This window comes from Sporichthyaceae bacterium, from assembly GCA_036269075.1.
GTDB lineage: Bacteria > Actinomycetota > Actinomycetes > Sporichthyales > Sporichthyaceae > DASQPJ01.
In genome coordinates this window covers 1-14,422 of sequence record DATASX010000072.1, presented here as the reverse complement: position 1 = coordinate 14,422, position 14,422 = coordinate 1, and the positions used below count along the sequence as shown (strand labels likewise).

Sequence of the window (14,422 nt, the reverse complement as noted above, 5' to 3'; positions counted from 1 at the left end):
GTTGCGGTTGCGGAACTCCCACATGCCGGCCAGCAGCTGGGTCAGGCCGCCGTACGCGAACGCGAAGCCCAGCCAGGCGTCGGTGCCGTGGGTCCAGGTGGCGTTCTTTGCCGACAGCAGGAACGTCGTCAGCGCGAAGGCGGCCAGGCCCAACGGACCCGGGTCGGCAGCCGGTGGCGTGCTGACCGATTGCGGGACGGCTTCGGGTGCCGCGTGCGCTCTGCGGCCGGCATCGTCGAGTTGGGTCACTGTCTCGCTCCTCATGGTGGAGCCGGGGCCGGGTACCCCCGGACGCACGTCAGGTTAAGACGGCCGATCGGGCCAGCACCGGAGCGACGTTTGCTCGTCGATCAGCGGACCAAGCCCGCGCCCAACGGTCCCCCAGCGTCGACGAAAGGTCAACCCCGCACGCCGAGCGGCGGCCAGTTCGACGTGACTGCGCAGGTCAGGCCTTCGGATTCCGGTGCGCGACCGCAACGGTGCACATCGACGGCTCCATGGAACTCACCTGAGAAAATGCACAAGCCCCGCCGGGTCCGACGAGCACCTCGCATCGTCGGACCGGCAGGGCCTGCATCGCCCCCGAACCGCGCCGGGCGGAACTGACTGTATGTCAGATCAGTCCCCGGAACGCGGGCTTCCCCGCCCCGAGGGGCTGGGAAGGTGCGTGGCCCAACCGGATCTCGGCCGGGCCACGCACCTGGGAGGGATTTGTGCTCACCGCCACCAGTGGTGGTGGTGCCTGTGATGCCCCCCGCCGTAGCCCCAGCCGCCATCGCCCCAACCGCCGCCGCCCCAATCGCCGTCGCCGTCGCCGTCCCAGCAGCGGTGATGCCGGTGGTGCCACCACGTCGGGGCCATGGTCGAGGCCGTCGAGACGTGCGGTGCAGCAGCTTGCGGAGTGGTCGCCGCTCCCGCGGCAGGGGCGACGATCATGGTGATCGCCGCTGCGGCGAACGAGGCCGCCAAGGTCTTCTTCCCGATGCCCATTCGATGTCCCTTCGTCCGGTCGCGCCGCCGGCTGCGGTGCGGTGACTGCAGTTCGGGCTCACCCGAGCGTGCGGGATCTTTCATCGCGTTCGCAGGCGAATCGGACAAAGGCGTCGTTATTGGTGACAGCCGTCATCAACTTCACTTTCAGAAGACGCAGTAGCCGCCGTCCACGACGACCTCATTGCCGGTGTGGTAGGTCTGCTCGGGGTCGGCGAGGAACACCGCGACCTTCTCGAACTCATCCGGGGTGGCCCAGCGACGCACCGGCGTGCGCGCGATGGTCGCGTCCATGAACCGCTCGTTGCGCTGCATGTTCTCGTTCATGGCGGTACGGGTCCACCCGGGCACCAGGATGTTGCAGCGCACCCGGTAGCGGGCCAGTTCCACGGCCAACGTGCGGCCCAGCCCGACCACCGCGCACTTGCTCGGGGAGTACGCGCCCACGCCGGTGGCGCCGAACACACTGGCCGTCGAGGACACCAGCACCAACGAGCCGCCACTGTCCTGCTCGATGAACCGACGCGCGGCCGCGCGGGCGGTGAGGAACGCGCCGTCGACGTTGACCGCCATGATGCGGTGCCACTCGTCCAGCGAGGTGTCGACAAGGTTGGTGTGCCCGGCAATGCCGGAGTTGGCGAACACCGCCCCCAGTGGGCCGAGTTCAGCGACCGTGCGGGCCATCGCGGCCTCGATCTGGTCCTCGTCGGCCACGTCGCAGTCCACCGCGATCGCCTGCACGCCGTGCGACGCGATCTGCTCCGCCGCTGCCTTGTTGCGTTCGGTGTTGCGGCCCCACACCGCGATGTTCGCGCCGGCCTTGGCCAGCCCGATCGACATGCCCAGGCCCAACCCGGAGTTGCCACCGGTGACGGCAACGGTCAACCCGCGAAGATTGCTCATCCGGGCATTCTCCTCGGGGTGGACGCAGTTCCTACCCCGGGACCGACGCGGCAACCGGTTCGAGCGGCGGTGCCGCCGCGGGGCGCATCGCTGCCAACCGCACCGGGATGCCGTTGAGCACCGAGGTACCGGAGATCGCCTCGACCCGCGAGACCCGCAGACTGTGCAACATGACGGAGGCACCGGTGACCCCCAGGACGGCGGGTCGCGCCCCTGGAGCCCCGATGTTGTTCAGGAGCCGACGACGGTGCGAGGGCGAAGCCCGCTGACGGTGCCTCAGATCGCGGTGTAGCCACCGTCGACGGTCAGGTGGGTCCCGGTCACGAACGACGAGGCCGGGCTGGCCAGGAAGATCAACGCGGAGTCCACCTCGGCCTGCTCACCGAACCGGCCGAGCAAGGTCCCGTCGGCGACGACCGCGCCGATCTGGTCGGCGTGCTCGGAGTTCATCTCGGTGATCAGGTAGCCCGGGCACAGCGCGTTGACCCGGATCCCCTTGCGCCGCGACCACTGCTGGGCCAGATCCCGGGTCAGCCCGAGCACACCGGCCTTCGAGGCCGAGTACGAAGCCTGCGGGAAGTGGGAGGCGACCAGGCCGAGAACACTGGACACGTTGACGATCGACGACCCGGGCTTCATTACCCGGGCGCACTCCTGCGACATCCAGAACGTGCCGTTCAGGTTGACGTCGATCACGGCACGGAACGACTCCGGGGTCTCCCGGGAGGCGGGCACGGCCGGGCCGAGGCCGGCGTTGTTGACCAGCACGTCGACCGAGCCGAACTCGGCCATCGCGGCGGCGACCACATCGGCGCAGTCAGCCGGGTCGGCGACATCCGCCTTGACCGTCAGCGCCTGGCCACCCACCGCGCGGATCTGCTCGGCCACCTCGGCCAACCGGTCGAGGCGCCGGGCGGCGAGTACGACCCGAGCGCCGACCAAGGCCAGGGCGATCCCGAAACCCGCGCCCAGACCGGAACTGGCGCCGGTGACGATCGCGGTGCGTCCGTCGAGCCGGAAGGCCGCCAGCGGGTCGGTCGCCATCAGCGGCCGATCAGGTCGCGGGCGATGATCACCTTCATGATCTCGCTGGTTCCACCGAAGATCGTGGTGACCCGGGCGTCGGTGTAGGCGCGCGCGATCGGGTACTCGGACATGTAGCCGTAGCCGCCGAACAACTGCAGGCATTCGTCGACCACGCGCTTGTGCATCTGGGTGCACCACAGCTTGGCCTTGGCCGCGGTCACCGCGTCCAGGGTGCGGTTGTTCCAGCGCCGCACGCACGCCTCGACGAATACCTGCCCGACGTCGAGTTCGGTCACGCACTCGGCCAGGGCGAACGAACTGTTCTGGAAGTCGGCGACCCGCTTGCCGAACGCGGTGCGCCCGGTCGTGTACTCCAACGTCCAGGCCAGCGCCGCGCGGGCGGCGGCGCAGGCGTTCACGGCGATGGTCAGCCGTTCCAGCGGCAGCCGTTCCATCAGGTACCGGAAGCCCGCGTCCGGCTCCCCCAGCAGGTTGTCGGCCGGCACCCGCACCTCGTCGAAGCTGAGCTCGGCGGTGTCCTGGCCGTGCAGCCCGATCTTGCCGAGCTTGCGCCCCCGGGTGAACCCGGGCATGTCCCGCTCGACGACGAACAGGCTGAAGCCGCGCGAGCCGGCGTCCGGGTCGGTCCGGGCCACGACGATCACCAGGTCGCCGTGCACGCCGTTGGTGATGAACGTCTTGGAGCCGGACAGGATCCAGTCGGCGCCGTCGCGGCGGGCGGCGGTGCGCACGCCCTGCAGGTCGCTGCCCGCGCCCGGCTCGGTCATCGCGATAGCCCCGATCGCTTCACCGGTTGCGCAGTCGGGCAGCCAACGCTTGGCCTGCTCCGGGGTGCACAGGTCGGCCAGGTACGGGATCACGATGTCGCAGTGCACGGCGAACCCGGCGGCCATCGAAGCCGCGGCCACCTTGTTCAACTCCTCGATCAGCACCATCCGGAAGCGGAAGTCCTCGGTCCCGCCGCCGCCGTACTCCTCGGCGAGCCCGATGCCGAGGAAGCCCTGCCGGCCCGCCTCGAGCCAGACCTCGCGCGGCACCAGGCCGGCGTCGTCCCAGGCCTCGACGTTCGGGGCGACGTGCCGGGACACGAAGGTCCGCACAGCCTCACGGAACGCCTCATGGTCGGGCTCGAACTCTTCCCGGGGGGCCCACAGATCGGCAGTCAATTGGTCGCCTCCTGGCTCACTGAGCACTTGCGTACCGGGGATTGCTCCCGCACGAAACGCGGTCCGTCACCGGAGTTGACGTGGCGCGCCGGTCGACCATAGCGTATTTAGCGAGCGCTAAGTAGGTACCCGTCGAAGGGGAACTTTCGTGAGAGACGCAGTCATCGTCGATGTGGTCCGCACCGCATCCGGCAAGGGCAAGCCAGGTGGGGCACTGTCCGGCACGCACCCGGTCGACCTGCTGGCCGGCGTGATCAAGGCCTTGGTCGACCGCACCGGCATCGACCCGGCGCTGGTCCAGGACGCGATCTGCGGTTGCGTCTCCCAGGTCGGTGAACAGGCGTTGAACATCGGCCGCAGCGCGGTCCTGGCCGCGGGCCTGCCCGAGCACGTCCCGGCGACCACCATCGACCGGCAGTGCGGCTCGAGCCAGCAGGCAGTGCAGTTCGCCGCGCACGGTGTGATGGCCGGCTTCTACGACGTGGTGATCGCCGCCGGCGTCGAGTCGATGAGCCGGGTGCCGATGTTCTCCTCGTTGGCCGGCAAGGACCCCAACCGGGCCGCGCTGGCCGCGCGCTACCCCGACGGCCTGGTAAATCAAGGCATCTCGGCCGAGATCCTCGCCGCCCGCTGGAAGCTCGACCGCGAGGCGCTCGACGAGTACTCGGCGCGCTCGCACCGACTGGCCGCCGCCACCGCAGCGTCCGGGCGGTTCGACACCGAGATCGTGCCGGTGCAGGTGACCGGCCCGGACGGGACGACCCGCGCGCACACCCTCGACGAGACCGTGCGCGCCTCGACCACCGCGGCCGGCCTGGCCGGGCTGAACCCGTCGTTCGTCGACGAGGACCTCGGTCGCCGGTTCCCCGAGATCGACTGGCGGATCACCCCGGGCAACTCCTCGTCGCTGGCCGACGGCGCCTCGGCCGTGCTGATCATGAGCGCGGACACCGCCGAGCGCCTCAACCTGCGCCCACGGGCCCGGTTCCACTCGTTCGCGGTCACCGGCAGCGACCCGCTGCTGATGCTCGACGGCGTCGTCGCCGCCACCGAGCAGGTCCTGGCCCGCGGTGGGCTGACGGTGAACCAGATCGACGCCTACGAGGTGAACGAGGCGTTCGCGCCGGTGCCGCTGCTGTGGCGCGAGGCGTTCGACGCCGACCCGGAGAAGCTCAACCCGCGCGGCGGAGCCATCGCGCTGGGCCACCCGCTCGGCGCGTCCGGGACCCGGCTGCTGGCCACCCTGGTCAACCAGCTCGAGGCCACCGGAGGCCGCTACGGATTGCAGACCATGTGCGAGGGTGCAGGAATGGCGAACGCCACTATTGTGGAACGCCTCTAGACCAACCGGAGGGCAGGCCGGGGACCGGGACGCTCCGGCCTGTCGTTGGTGTCGGTCGCGCGTGTCGATGGGAGCCGACGCGTGCGGCCGACACCGTTGGTTTGCCGTCTCAACCCAGCGCGGGCTCGGTGATCGCGCCGACGGCCTGCCGGGCGATCTGCACGTAGCGGGAGGCCAGTTCGGTCGGCGAGAGCAGGCCGGCCGGGTCGTACCAGGTCGGGATCGCCTGCAGCATACCGAGCAGAGCCCGAACGGTGTCGTCCGGGTGGGTGACCCGGAACTGGCCGGTGGCCACCCCCTGCTCGACGATGAGGCGCAGCAGGTCCTCGAGTTGCTTGCGGACCTTGGCATAGGCCCGGCGGTTGCGCGGGGACAAGGCCCGCGTCTCCGCGTCCAGGAAGGCCAACCCGCGGCGGTGTGCCATGTACAGCGCGACGCACTCGACGAAGTTCGAGAAGCGGGCCGCGGGGTCGTCGCCGGCCTCCTGCACCGCCTGGCGGGTCCGGCGGTCGAGATGCTGGACCGAGCCGACGAGCAACTCGACCAGCATCCCTTCCTTGTTGCCGTGGTGGTAGTACAGGGCAGGCACCGTCAGGCCGACGCGGCCGGCGATGTCCCGCACCGAGGTGCCGTGGTAACCGGCGGCGCCGAACGCCTCGAGTGCACCGGCCAGCGTCGGTGCGATCTCCAATTCGCCGTAGAACCGCCAGTCGTCGGGCAACGGCTCGAGCATCTGGGTCATCGCGGCGACCACCTTCTCGCTCGAGCAGCGCGGATTGACGCCGGATTGCGCCATCCGTAAGCTCAACACCGTACTTAGCGAGCGCTACATAAACAAGCGCCGCAGGAGTCGACCTCCTGGAGTTGCCGGTGCCCCGTTCGCAGCGACGTCACGAGTGCTTCGCATGACGGGCTCCCGCGGGCCGGCACCGCGGTCTCGCGCACCCCGCCCCACCTGACGCAGCATCACAACACAGGAGGAGAACGAATGGAGCTCACTGGAGCTGCCGCAGTGGTCACCGGCGGCGCGTCTGGCCTCGGCCTGGCCACGGTCCGTGCCCTGCACGCCGGCGGCGCCGCCGTGGTCATCGCGGACCTGCCCTCGTCGAACGGCAAGGCAATCGCCGACGAACTCGGCGACCGCGTCGAATTCGCCGCCACCGACGTGACCGACGCGGATCAGGCGCAGGGCGCCGTCGACCTGGCCGGCACTCTCGCCCCGCTGCGTGTCCTGGTGAACTGCGCCGGCATCGGCACACCGGGCCGCACGATCAGCCGCGAGGGCCCGCTGCCGCTGGACCAGTTCACCCGCATCGTCACGGTGAACCTGATCGGCACGTTCAACATGATCCGGCTGGCCGCCGCGGCGATGGCCGCGACCGATGAGGTCGGCGGCGAGCGCGGCGTCATCGTGAACACTGCGTCGGTCGCCGCTTTCGACGGCCAGGTCGGTCAGGTTGCCTACTCGGCCTCCAAGGGCGGCATCGTCGGGATGACCCTGCCGATCGCCCGCGACCTGGCGACCACGAAGATCCGCATCGTCACCGTCGCGCCCGGCCTGTTCCGCACCCCGCTGTTCGCGACGCTGTCCGACGAGTTCATCGCCTCGCTCGAGGCCCAGGTCCCGCACCCGTCGCGGTTGGGCGACCCGGCCGAGTACGCCGCGATGGTCGCGCACATCGTCGCCAACCCCATGCTGAACGGCGAGACCATCCGCCTGGACGGCGCCATCCGGATGGCGCCCCGGTGACCTGTGGCGGGCAGGGCAGGGTTGGCGGCGCTCCCGGCGTGATCAGGCTGCGGTCGAACGGCCGGTCTTCTCGGCGGGTCCGGTGCCCGCGGCGAGGTTGATCAGGCCGAGGCCGAAGGACTCGTGGTCGAGCAGGACGTGCACGTCGTGGCGGCCACCTACCGGGGTGCGGTTGCGGGCCCACTCCAGCACGGCGGTCACCCCACCCACGTCGGCCAGGTCCCAGTCCTCGTGACCGCCGTCGGGCGACCAGAGCGTGACCCGGTAGCGCGGGTTGGTGATGTCCCAGCGGGGCTTCGTCGGGTCGGCGAGGGTGGTGTCCACAGTTCCCCGTCCTTCTGGAGTTCTGCTCGTGGGCCGGCGCGGAGGCCTGAGTCGTACCGGCGGCTACCCGCGCTGCCCGGGTCCACGCCTGGAACCGGACCCGGGTTTCGACCGGGCTGGAGAATTAGGTGTGCGCGCCCGCGCGAGTCGCAATCGCAATGTGGTTATTCTTCGGGTTCATGGGTAATGGCCTCGGTGGTTGGAGGTGCGGTCGGATGGGTCGATCGACTGCTCGAGTGGTCGCCGTGGCCGGGTTGCTCCCGGTCGTCCTTGCAGTGCAGACCGGGGCACCGCCCGCGTTCGGTCCGGCTTCGGCTTCGGCATTGTCGCGGACCGAGGCCTACGCCGACTGCACACACGCGGCCTACGAGCCGAGATCCTGGGTACTCGCCTGCGCGGATGCCGGCGCCGTCCTCGAGAAGGTCCACTACCGGTCCTGGACCAGCAAGGTCGCGCACGGCCGGGCGATCGAGGCGCTCAACATCTGCCGACCGAACTGCGCCGAGGGCCACTACCGTCGCTACCGGGTCACCTTCACCGTAAGCCGACCCGTCCAGATCCACGGCCGAGCGGTGTTCACCCGGGTCACCGTTCACCGACATGGCCGGCACGCAGAGGTGTTCAGCCTTCCGTCGCGTCCGCTCTGATCTGACGGCCCGTCACACCAGGAGGACTCTGCACGCCGAGGTCGCGCCGGAACTTCTCCGGCATCACCAGGTCCGCCGGGGTGAGGTCGGCGACCGAGCCACGCCCCAGCGCGAGCAGCGTCGAGTCGATGCCCGCGCGGAACAGGTCGAGCACGTTCTCCACGCCGGCCTGGCCATTGGCCGCCAGGCCCCACAGGTAGGCCCGACCGATCATCACCGCACGCGCGCCCAGCGCGACGGCCTTCACGACGTCGCTGCCGCGGCGGATGCCACCGTCGAGCAGCAGCTCGATCTGATCGCCGACGGCCTCGGCGATCGCGGGCAGCGCCCGGATCGCGGCCGGGGTCCCGTCGAGGTTGTTGCCGCCGTGATTGGACACCGAGATCGCGGTCAGCCCGGCGTCGACGGCACGGCGGGCGTCGTCGACCCGGATGATGCCCTTGAGCATGCACGGGCCGTCCCACTGCGAGCGCAACCAGGCCACGTCGGACCAGCGCGGGGGCGGGGTCTGCATCCATTCGCCGTAAGCGGCGAAGAAGCCGGGTGCGGGCTCCCCTGCCGAACGGGTCATGTTCGGCACGGAAAGGTCGGGCAGCGCACCGCTGCGGACGAAGTCGCGCAGCCACTGCGGCCGGACCAGCACCTCGGGCGCGAACTTCAACGCGGTCTTCAGGTCGATCGACGCCGGGATCGACGGGCTGCCCCAGTCGCGAGCGTGGGAGAACGACCAGTCCAACGTGATGATCAGACCGACGGCGCCGGCTGCCTTGGCCCGCTCCAGCCGGGCGGTCATCATGTCGCGGTCGCCGCACCAGTAGACCTGGAAGAACACCGGAGCGCCCTGGGCCGCGACAGCCTCGATCGGCTTGCTGGCGAACGAACTGAGGCCCACGGCGGTGCCCCGGGCAGCGGCCGCGCGGGCCACCCCGAGCTCCGCGTCCGGGTGGACGGCCTGCACACCGGTCGGGGAGATCAGCACCGGCAGGGAAAGCTGCTGGCCCATCACGGTCGTGCTCTGGTCGCGCTTGGCCGGTGCGTCCGCGACGTGCGGGGCGAAGCCGAGCTCGCCGAACGCCGTGAGGTTGTCCTGGTAGGTGACGCCGCGTTCCGAGCCGGCGAGCAGCGCCTTGTAGACCGAGCGAGGCAACCGTCGCTGCGCACGCCGTTGCGCCTCGGCCACGGTCTCGAACCAGTGGTTCGCCATGGGACTCCTCTCAGCCGCTCACCGGACTGGTGTCGCAGGCGCGGTCGGGCCGTCGGCCGATCGTGACCGGGACCGGTCCGCGCCGCGAATGGTCGACCGGCGAGCGGGGCGCGACGCCCCGATCGGCCAGCGCGGACTCGCCGTAGCCCTGCACGCACTCGGGGTCCGGCCCGTCCAGGGGCAGGCCGGTGAAGAACTTCGCCGCCATGCAACCGCCGCGGCAGGAGTCGTAGGCCGAGCAGGAACTGCAGGCCCCGCCGGACTGGGGTTCGCGCAGATCGGCGAACAGGTCCGAGTTCCGCCACACCCCGGCGAATCCCCCGGGCGAGGTGACGTTGCCGGCCAGGAACTCCGGGTGGATCGCGAACGGGCAGGCGTAGACGTCGCCGACCGGGTCGATCAGGCAGACCACCCGACCGGCGCCGCACAGGTTCAGGCCGGGCAGCGCGGAACCGTAGGCGGACAGGTGGAAGAACGAGTCGCCGGTCAGCACGTTGTCGCCGTTGGCGACCAGCCAGTCGTACAGCTGCCGCTGCTGGCCCGGCAGCATCCGCAGCTCGTCCCAGACGTCGACCCCGCGCCCGCTCGGACGAAGCCGGGTCAACCGCAGCTGGGCGCCGACCTCGTCGGCCAGCCGCTTGAACCCGTCGAGTTCCGCGACGTTGTGCCGGGTCATCACCACCGAGATCTTGAAGTTCGCCATGCCCGCGTCGGCGAGGTTGCGCATCGCCCGCAACGCGGTCGCGTGCGATCCCGGGCCCCGGACGGCGTCGTTGACCTCGGCGCTGACCCCGTCGAGGGAGATCTGCACGTCGACGTAGTCGTCGGCGGCCAGCCGCCGGGCCACCTGCGGGGTGATTCGCACGCCGTTGGTGGAGAACTTCACCCCGACGTGGTGCGCGGTGGCGTAGTCGAGCAGCTCGAAGAAGTCCGGCCGGATCGTCGGTTCGCCGCCGCCGATGTTGACGTAGAAGACCTGCATGGCCTCGAGTTCGTCGACCACCGCCATGCACTGCGCGGTGGTCAGCTCGCGGGGGTCGCGCCGCCCGGAGCTGGAAAGGCAGTGCACGCAGGCCAAGTTGCAGGCGTAGGTGAGCTCCCAGGTCAGGCAGATCGGCGCGTCCAGGCCGAGGGCGAACTCCTCGGTCAGCGGCCGCACGGCGGTCCGGACGCTCATCAGGTCTCCCGCGGGACGATGGTGCCGCCGGCCGCGAGCGAGGCCAACGCGCGTGTGTAGTCGGGCAGGTCGGCCTCCGCGACGCCGGCGCCGTCGCAGGCCTGCCGGGCGGTGGGGGCCGCGGCCAGACCGCTGACCACCTCGAGCAACTGACGGCTCTTCAGGAACGAGAGCCGACGGGTGTCGAAGCTGTAGAGCAGGGCCCCGAAGCGTTCCGGGCGCACCGCGACGCGCGGGTGCAAGGCCCAGGCGGAGTCCAGACTGAAATTAGTACTGCGCCGATCGTCACTGACTGCGCCCGGAAGTAGCCGATCTTTCAGGTCTGAAGACTCTTTTGAATTGGCTACTTCCGTGCGCATCAGTAAACCCCGCACATGCCGTCGATCGAGACGTCCTCGACGAGCAGGTCGGCGACGACTACGTCCTGCGCCGCGGACAGTTCTGCATCGGCCGGCCCGGCGCCGGCTTCGGGGTTGGGGTTGGCGTCGAGCATCGTGACCTCCGGACGGGTCGGGAGTTATGACACCTCGTGTCAGATGTCTGGGAATTTAACGCCACTGGGTGCCAGAATTCAAGACCTGAACCGGAGCAGGGTGGAGAAATGACAGCGGAGACCGGCGCGGCGAGGCGTGGACGGCCGTCCGGCACCAGCGCCCGCGCCCTCGAGCTCACCGCCCTGGAGCTGTTCACCCGACAGGGCTTCGACGACACCACCGTCGAGCAGATCGCGAATGCGGCCGGGGTCAGCAGGCGGACGTTCTTCCGGTACTTCGACTCCAAGACCGACGTGCTGTGGCACGAGTTCGACACCGAGGTCGAGGAACTGCGCGCGGCGTTCGCGGCGGCCGACCCGGCGCTCCCCCTGCTCGATGCGATCCGGACCGTGGTGATCGCGGTCAACCGCTACGGGGCTGACGACGTAGCCGAACTGCGCGACCGGATGAACCTGATCGCGACCGTCCCGGCACTGCAGGCCAGCGCCGCGGTGCACTACGACCGGTGGGAGTCCGCCGTCGCCGAGTACGCCGCGGCCCGGCTCGGGCAACCGGCGGACTCGCTGTTCCCGCTCAGCCTCGCCCGGGCGACCCTGGCGGTCTGCCGGGCTGCTTTCGACCGCTGGGCGGTGCGCGGCGACGCTGACCTGACCGTCTATCTCGACGCCGCGCTGCGGGCGCTCGCCGTCGGCTTCCGCGGTGTGGTCGCCGAACCCGCCGCGACCCGCGCGCGCGGCACCCGGCGGGCCGGCGCGCGGCCTGCCTGACCAGAGTTCACCCTTGGGGGCGCGTGCCGTTCCCGGGATCCCGGCCGTGGCGATGGGAAGCTGCTGAAGTCCCCCGCCGGACCTGAACACACGGAGACCTCCATGCGCCGCTACGCCACCGTCCTGGCCGCGTTGTCGATCGTCGCCGGACTGGCCGGTTGCGGCAGCAAGGACAACACCTCGGCCGCCTCGTTCACGAAATCCGGCGACACCGCCGGCGCGAACACCGGGGCGCCCGGTGCCGGCCCCGGCCCCGGGCTCACCCCGGCGTCTGCCGCCCCGACGATGAAGCCCGCCGCCGCGTTGGCGATGGCCACCAGCGACGTGTCGAAGGTGTCCCCGGCGCTGGTCACCTGGTTCAACAGCCACGGCTACGCGACCACCCTCGAGCAGGTCGCCCAGGCGATGGTGAAGGCCGGGATCGCGATGGACCCGACGGACTCGGTCGCCACGTACCAGTACGACGCCGCCGCCAAGCAGTTCAAGCTCTGCGTGGAGAACGACTCGCACGCCTGGGCCCGCTACGACACCGCGCTGCACAAGGTCGCCGGCAGCAACACCAGTGGCGGTTGCCCGCAGTCCTGACGCCTCAGGCCCCGCCCGCCTCGTCGAGGGTCAGCTCGCGGACCCGACCCGGCGCAGCGGGGCCGAGCAATGCGGTGAACCCGAGTTCGGCACAGATGCCGGCCAGGGCCTCCGGGGTCCGCGGATCGGCGCCGACGGTGAGCAGCGCCCGGGCGAGCAGGCCCTTGGCCGCCTTGTTGTGGTGCGAGACAACCTTGCCCGCCTGCGTCACCCGGACCGCCACGGTGCGCTCGGCCGAGGCACCGGAGGGCCGCCAGGCGTTGGCGTAGGTCCCGGAGCGCAGGTCCAGCACCAGCCCTCGCCCGGCCCGGTGCGGCAGCACATTGTTCAGGTGCGGGCGCCAGTAGGAGGCCAATGCTCCCAGCGGCGGCAGGCTGACCGCGCCGGACAGGCGGTAGGCCGGGATCCGGTCGCCGGGCGCGGTCACGCCCCACAGCCCACTGGAGATCAGGACGCAGCGGGCCGCCCGACGTTTCGCGGCGGCATCCAGGCTCGCCAGATCCAGGTGCTCGAACAGCACCCCGGAGTACACCCGGGCGGCCGGGCTCGTCGGCGCGTCCAGCAGGACGCGGTTGCGCTCGAGCTCCTCGACCCGGGTGGGTGGCAGATCGAGAATCCGCGCTGCCTGCTCGACCGGACCGGAGCACACCGCGGCCAACGCCTCGAGCACGGCGCCCCGGGCCGCGCGCAACTCGGCACCGAACGTCAAGGCGTCGAGGTCCAGGGACGCGCCGCGGCGGGGCGCGGTCTTGCCCTCCGACGGCGGCAGCAGGATCAGCACCGCGGCACTGTATTGCCGGCGCAGCGGGCCAGGCATCTGACGCTGTGTCAGGCGTGCGTCCACCGTGGATCCTCGACCCGGCAGCCGCGATCGCCGACCTGACGCGAGAAGGCCGTGACATCAACCGGACCGCACCGGAAACAGTCGCGAAACCCACCGGTTGTTGCATGAACCATGAGCCGTCGCACCGTGATCCTCGCTGTGGTCGCAGCTGCCTCGGCCTGCGCCGTGGTCCCGGCGGTCCCCGCCCAGGCCGAGACCGACCCGACCCCGAACCTGACGATCGTCGCGGCCCAACTGGCCGGCGCGACCGACCAGAGCCACCACATCAGGGTGGCGCTGCGCGTCGCGTGCTCCCCCGGCAAGTTCGACACCGACGGCCTGGAAGTGACCAGCGCCGCGCCCAAGGCGGTCACCGAGGATGCACTCGAGTGCACCAATCAGACCGTCACCGACCTCGTCTCGCTGACCAGCAACAAGGTCTACAGGATGAACACGCCGGTAACGATCACGGCCACCCTCCGGTCCACCGATCACAAGACGGTTCTCACCGGCACCCGGACGATCACGGTTCAGCAGGGCTGACGGCACGTTCGCACCCAACCGGCGACCGGCGGCGCCACATGATCGTTCTTCGTCACGCTGGGCCACCACGCGTAGAAGATTGCGCGTCAAGGCCGGCTGCGCCGATCACAGAACGTGAACAAATGACACATACGCCTCGAAATGCTTGTATGGGCGCAAAATAAGTCGCTGTCCAAGATGACCGGTTTTTGCCGTTTACTCCCCTTCTGCGCACTTGATTGGTGTCGAGGTTTCGAGGAAACGGCATAGGTTCGAACGTGTCGACGGATCGACCCGGCCCCGTCCCCCGGGAGCGGGAGGTCCCACATCGTGTGGAAGGCAGGAAGAGGATGGGTATTCGGCGAGGAGCGGCGTTGGCGGGCCGCGTCGCGGCCGCGTGCGTCCTGACCGCGGGCCTGGTTGGCGTCGGCGCCGGTGCGGCTGGTGCAGCTACGACGACTACTGCGATGGTTCCGGCACACCACGGCGGCGGCCATCACGGCGGCGGCCACTGGCGCGGCGGCCACGGCCACTTCCATGGCGGCGGCGGCTACGGCTACGGCGACGACTGCGACAACTACTACTACGACGATGACGAGGACTGCTGATCCAAGCGGTCTGCTGAGGTTCTGAACCTCGATCCATACAGCCGCGGGGTCACCGGCGAGGGCGCCGGTGACC

Annotated in this window: 20 protein-coding genes; 7 read left to right on the top strand and 13 right to left on the bottom strand. The window is 70.3% G+C overall.

Annotation, left to right across the window (positions count from 1 at the left end; translation table 11 throughout):
* From VHU88_12360 to VHU88_12335, 6 genes are all read right to left on the bottom strand, one after another.
* Positions 1 to 249: GPR1/FUN34/YaaH family transporter (locus tag VHU88_12360; GenBank protein ID HEX3612471.1), on the bottom strand; the 249-nt coding region annotated here is incomplete at its 3' end.
* 468 nt (positions 250 to 717) lie between these two features.
* The gene (locus VHU88_12355; GenBank protein HEX3612470.1) at positions 718 to 990 is read right to left on the bottom strand and encodes a hypothetical protein; all 273 of its coding nucleotides are present in this window, start codon (positions 988 to 990) and stop codon (positions 718 to 720) included.
* 147 nt (positions 991 to 1,137) lie between these two features.
* Positions 1,138 to 1,893, bottom strand: coding sequence for an SDR family oxidoreductase (locus tag VHU88_12350; protein ID HEX3612469.1), 756 nt, complete (start codon positions 1,891 to 1,893; stop codon positions 1,138 to 1,140).
* A 31-nt stretch (positions 1,894 to 1,924) separates the two neighbouring features.
* Positions 1,925 to 2,065: a hypothetical protein gene (locus VHU88_12345; GenBank protein ID HEX3612468.1), complete on the bottom strand. Its 141-nt coding sequence runs from the start codon at positions 2,063 to 2,065 to the stop codon at positions 1,925 to 1,927.
* Between the two features lie 104 nt (positions 2,066 to 2,169).
* On the bottom strand, positions 2,170 to 2,937 hold the full coding sequence (locus VHU88_12340) for an SDR family oxidoreductase (GenBank protein HEX3612467.1): 768 nt from the start codon (positions 2,935 to 2,937) through the stop codon (positions 2,170 to 2,172).
* The gene (locus tag VHU88_12335; GenBank protein ID HEX3612466.1) at positions 2,937 to 4,106 is read right to left on the bottom strand and encodes an acyl-CoA dehydrogenase family protein; all 1,170 of its coding nucleotides are present in this window, start codon (positions 4,104 to 4,106) and stop codon (positions 2,937 to 2,939) included. The genes VHU88_12340 and VHU88_12335 overlap by 1 nt, the downstream gene beginning before the upstream one ends.
* A gap of 148 nt (positions 4,107 to 4,254) precedes the next feature.
* Here VHU88_12335 and VHU88_12330 point away from each other — a divergent pair, with 148 nt between their 5' ends.
* Entirely contained in the window at positions 4,255 to 5,448 is a 1,194-nt protein-coding gene (locus VHU88_12330) for an acetyl-CoA C-acyltransferase (protein HEX3612465.1), read from the top strand.
* A 109-nt stretch (positions 5,449 to 5,557) separates the two neighbouring features.
* Here the strand turns inward: VHU88_12330 and VHU88_12325 are convergent, their stop codons facing one another.
* On the bottom strand, positions 5,558 to 6,244 hold the full coding sequence (locus tag VHU88_12325; GenBank protein ID HEX3612464.1) for a TetR/AcrR family transcriptional regulator: 687 nt from the start codon (positions 6,242 to 6,244) through the stop codon (positions 5,558 to 5,560).
* A 192-nt stretch (positions 6,245 to 6,436) separates the two neighbouring features.
* Here VHU88_12325 and VHU88_12320 point away from each other — a divergent pair, with 192 nt between their 5' ends.
* Positions 6,437 to 7,198 carry an SDR family NAD(P)-dependent oxidoreductase gene (locus VHU88_12320; protein HEX3612463.1) on the top strand — a complete coding sequence of 254 codons (762 nt, stop codon included), beginning with the start codon at positions 6,437 to 6,439 and terminating at the stop codon, positions 7,196 to 7,198.
* Positions 7,199 to 7,240: 42 nt separating this feature from the next.
* Here the strand turns inward: VHU88_12320 and VHU88_12315 are convergent, their stop codons facing one another.
* On the bottom strand, positions 7,241 to 7,522 hold the full coding sequence (locus VHU88_12315) for a hypothetical protein (protein HEX3612462.1): 282 nt from the start codon (positions 7,520 to 7,522) through the stop codon (positions 7,241 to 7,243).
* 215 nt (positions 7,523 to 7,737) lie between these two features.
* Here VHU88_12315 and VHU88_12310 point away from each other — a divergent pair, with 215 nt between their 5' ends.
* A complete protein-coding gene (locus VHU88_12310; GenBank protein ID HEX3612461.1) occupies positions 7,738 to 8,169 on the top strand; it encodes a hypothetical protein in 432 nt (143 codons plus the stop codon).
* Here VHU88_12310 and mftD read toward each other — a convergent pair.
* From mftD to mftA, 4 genes are read right to left on the bottom strand one after another with little or no spacing between them, the layout of a single operon-like run.
* Positions 8,144 to 9,373 carry a pre-mycofactocin synthase MftD gene (mftD, locus tag VHU88_12305; GenBank protein ID HEX3612460.1) on the bottom strand — a complete coding sequence of 410 codons (1,230 nt, stop codon included), beginning with the start codon at positions 9,371 to 9,373 and terminating at the stop codon, positions 8,144 to 8,146. The genes VHU88_12310 and mftD overlap by 26 nt on opposite strands.
* Positions 9,374 to 9,383: 10 nt before the next feature.
* Positions 9,384 to 10,550 (bottom strand): mycofactocin radical SAM maturase, encoded by a 1,167-nt coding sequence (gene mftC / locus VHU88_12300; protein ID HEX3612459.1) that lies wholly within the window; start codon positions 10,548 to 10,550, stop codon positions 9,384 to 9,386.
* A complete protein-coding gene (gene mftB / locus VHU88_12295) occupies positions 10,550 to 10,909 on the bottom strand; it encodes a mycofactocin biosynthesis chaperone MftB (GenBank protein HEX3612458.1) in 360 nt (119 codons plus the stop codon). The genes mftC and mftB overlap by 1 nt, the downstream gene beginning before the upstream one ends.
* Positions 10,909 to 11,043: a mycofactocin precursor MftA gene (gene mftA / locus VHU88_12290; protein ID HEX3612457.1), complete on the bottom strand. Its 135-nt coding sequence runs from the start codon at positions 11,041 to 11,043 to the stop codon at positions 10,909 to 10,911. Before mftA ends, mftB begins: the two co-directional genes overlap by 1 nt.
* A 108-nt stretch (positions 11,044 to 11,151) precedes the next feature.
* On the opposite strand from mftA, the gene mftR reads away from it, so the two are divergent.
* Both mftR and VHU88_12280 read left to right on the top strand, forming a co-directional pair.
* The gene (mftR, locus tag VHU88_12285) at positions 11,152 to 11,811 is read left to right on the top strand and encodes a mycofactocin system transcriptional regulator (protein HEX3612456.1); all 660 of its coding nucleotides are present in this window, start codon (positions 11,152 to 11,154) and stop codon (positions 11,809 to 11,811) included.
* A gap of 102 nt (positions 11,812 to 11,913) precedes the next feature.
* A complete protein-coding gene (locus VHU88_12280; GenBank protein ID HEX3612455.1) occupies positions 11,914 to 12,396 on the top strand; it encodes a hypothetical protein in 483 nt (160 codons plus the stop codon).
* Positions 12,397 to 12,400: 4 nt separating this feature from the next.
* On the opposite strand, the gene yaaA is transcribed toward VHU88_12280, so the two are convergent.
* The gene (gene yaaA, locus VHU88_12275; protein ID HEX3612454.1) at positions 12,401 to 13,240 is read right to left on the bottom strand and encodes a peroxide stress protein YaaA; all 840 of its coding nucleotides are present in this window, start codon (positions 13,238 to 13,240) and stop codon (positions 12,401 to 12,403) included.
* 111 nt (positions 13,241 to 13,351) lie between these two features.
* Here yaaA and VHU88_12270 point away from each other — a divergent pair, with 111 nt between their 5' ends.
* Positions 13,352 to 13,762, top strand: a complete 411-nt coding sequence (locus tag VHU88_12270; GenBank protein ID HEX3612453.1) for a hypothetical protein — start codon at positions 13,352 to 13,354, stop codon at positions 13,760 to 13,762.
* A gap of 329 nt (positions 13,763 to 14,091) precedes the next feature.
* Complete coding sequence (locus VHU88_12265) at positions 14,092 to 14,349, top strand: hypothetical protein (GenBank protein HEX3612452.1); 258 nt, start codon at positions 14,092 to 14,094, stop codon at positions 14,347 to 14,349.
* Positions 14,350 to 14,422: the final 73 nt, after the last annotated feature.

Coding starts and splice junctions, on each gene's coding strand:
- mftA (HEX3612457.1), bottom strand. CDS start 11,043: ATGCTCGACGCCAACCCCAACCCCGAAGCCGGCGCCGGGCCGGCCGAT.
- VHU88_12355 (HEX3612470.1), bottom strand. CDS start 990: ATGGGCATCGGGAAGAAGACCTTGGCGGCCTCGTTCGCCGCAGCGGCG.
- VHU88_12280 (HEX3612455.1), top strand. CDS start 11,914: ATGCGCCGCTACGCCACCGTCCTGGCCGCGTTGTCGATCGTCGCCGGA.
- mftB (HEX3612458.1), bottom strand. CDS start 10,909: ATGCGCACGGAAGTAGCCAATTCAAAAGAGTCTTCAGACCTGAAAGAT.
- mftD (HEX3612460.1), bottom strand. CDS start 9,373: ATGGCGAACCACTGGTTCGAGACCGTGGCCGAGGCGCAACGGCGTGCG.
- VHU88_12310 (HEX3612461.1), top strand. CDS start 7,738: ATGGGTCGATCGACTGCTCGAGTGGTCGCCGTGGCCGGGTTGCTCCCG.
- VHU88_12340 (HEX3612467.1), bottom strand. CDS start 2,937: ATGGCGACCGACCCGCTGGCGGCCTTCCGGCTCGACGGACGCACCGCG.
- VHU88_12270 (HEX3612453.1), top strand. CDS start 13,352: ATGAGCCGTCGCACCGTGATCCTCGCTGTGGTCGCAGCTGCCTCGGCC.
- VHU88_12350 (HEX3612469.1), bottom strand. CDS start 1,893: ATGAGCAATCTTCGCGGGTTGACCGTTGCCGTCACCGGTGGCAACTCC.
- VHU88_12320 (HEX3612463.1), top strand. CDS start 6,437: ATGGAGCTCACTGGAGCTGCCGCAGTGGTCACCGGCGGCGCGTCTGGC.
- VHU88_12265 (HEX3612452.1), top strand. CDS start 14,092: ATGGGTATTCGGCGAGGAGCGGCGTTGGCGGGCCGCGTCGCGGCCGCG.
- mftC (HEX3612459.1), bottom strand. CDS start 10,550: ATGAGCGTCCGGACCGCCGTGCGGCCGCTGACCGAGGAGTTCGCCCTC.
- VHU88_12325 (HEX3612464.1), bottom strand. CDS start 6,244: ATGGCGCAATCCGGCGTCAATCCGCGCTGCTCGAGCGAGAAGGTGGTC.
- mftR (HEX3612456.1), top strand. CDS start 11,152: ATGACAGCGGAGACCGGCGCGGCGAGGCGTGGACGGCCGTCCGGCACC.
- VHU88_12345 (HEX3612468.1), bottom strand. CDS start 2,065: ATGTTGCACAGTCTGCGGGTCTCGCGGGTCGAGGCGATCTCCGGTACC.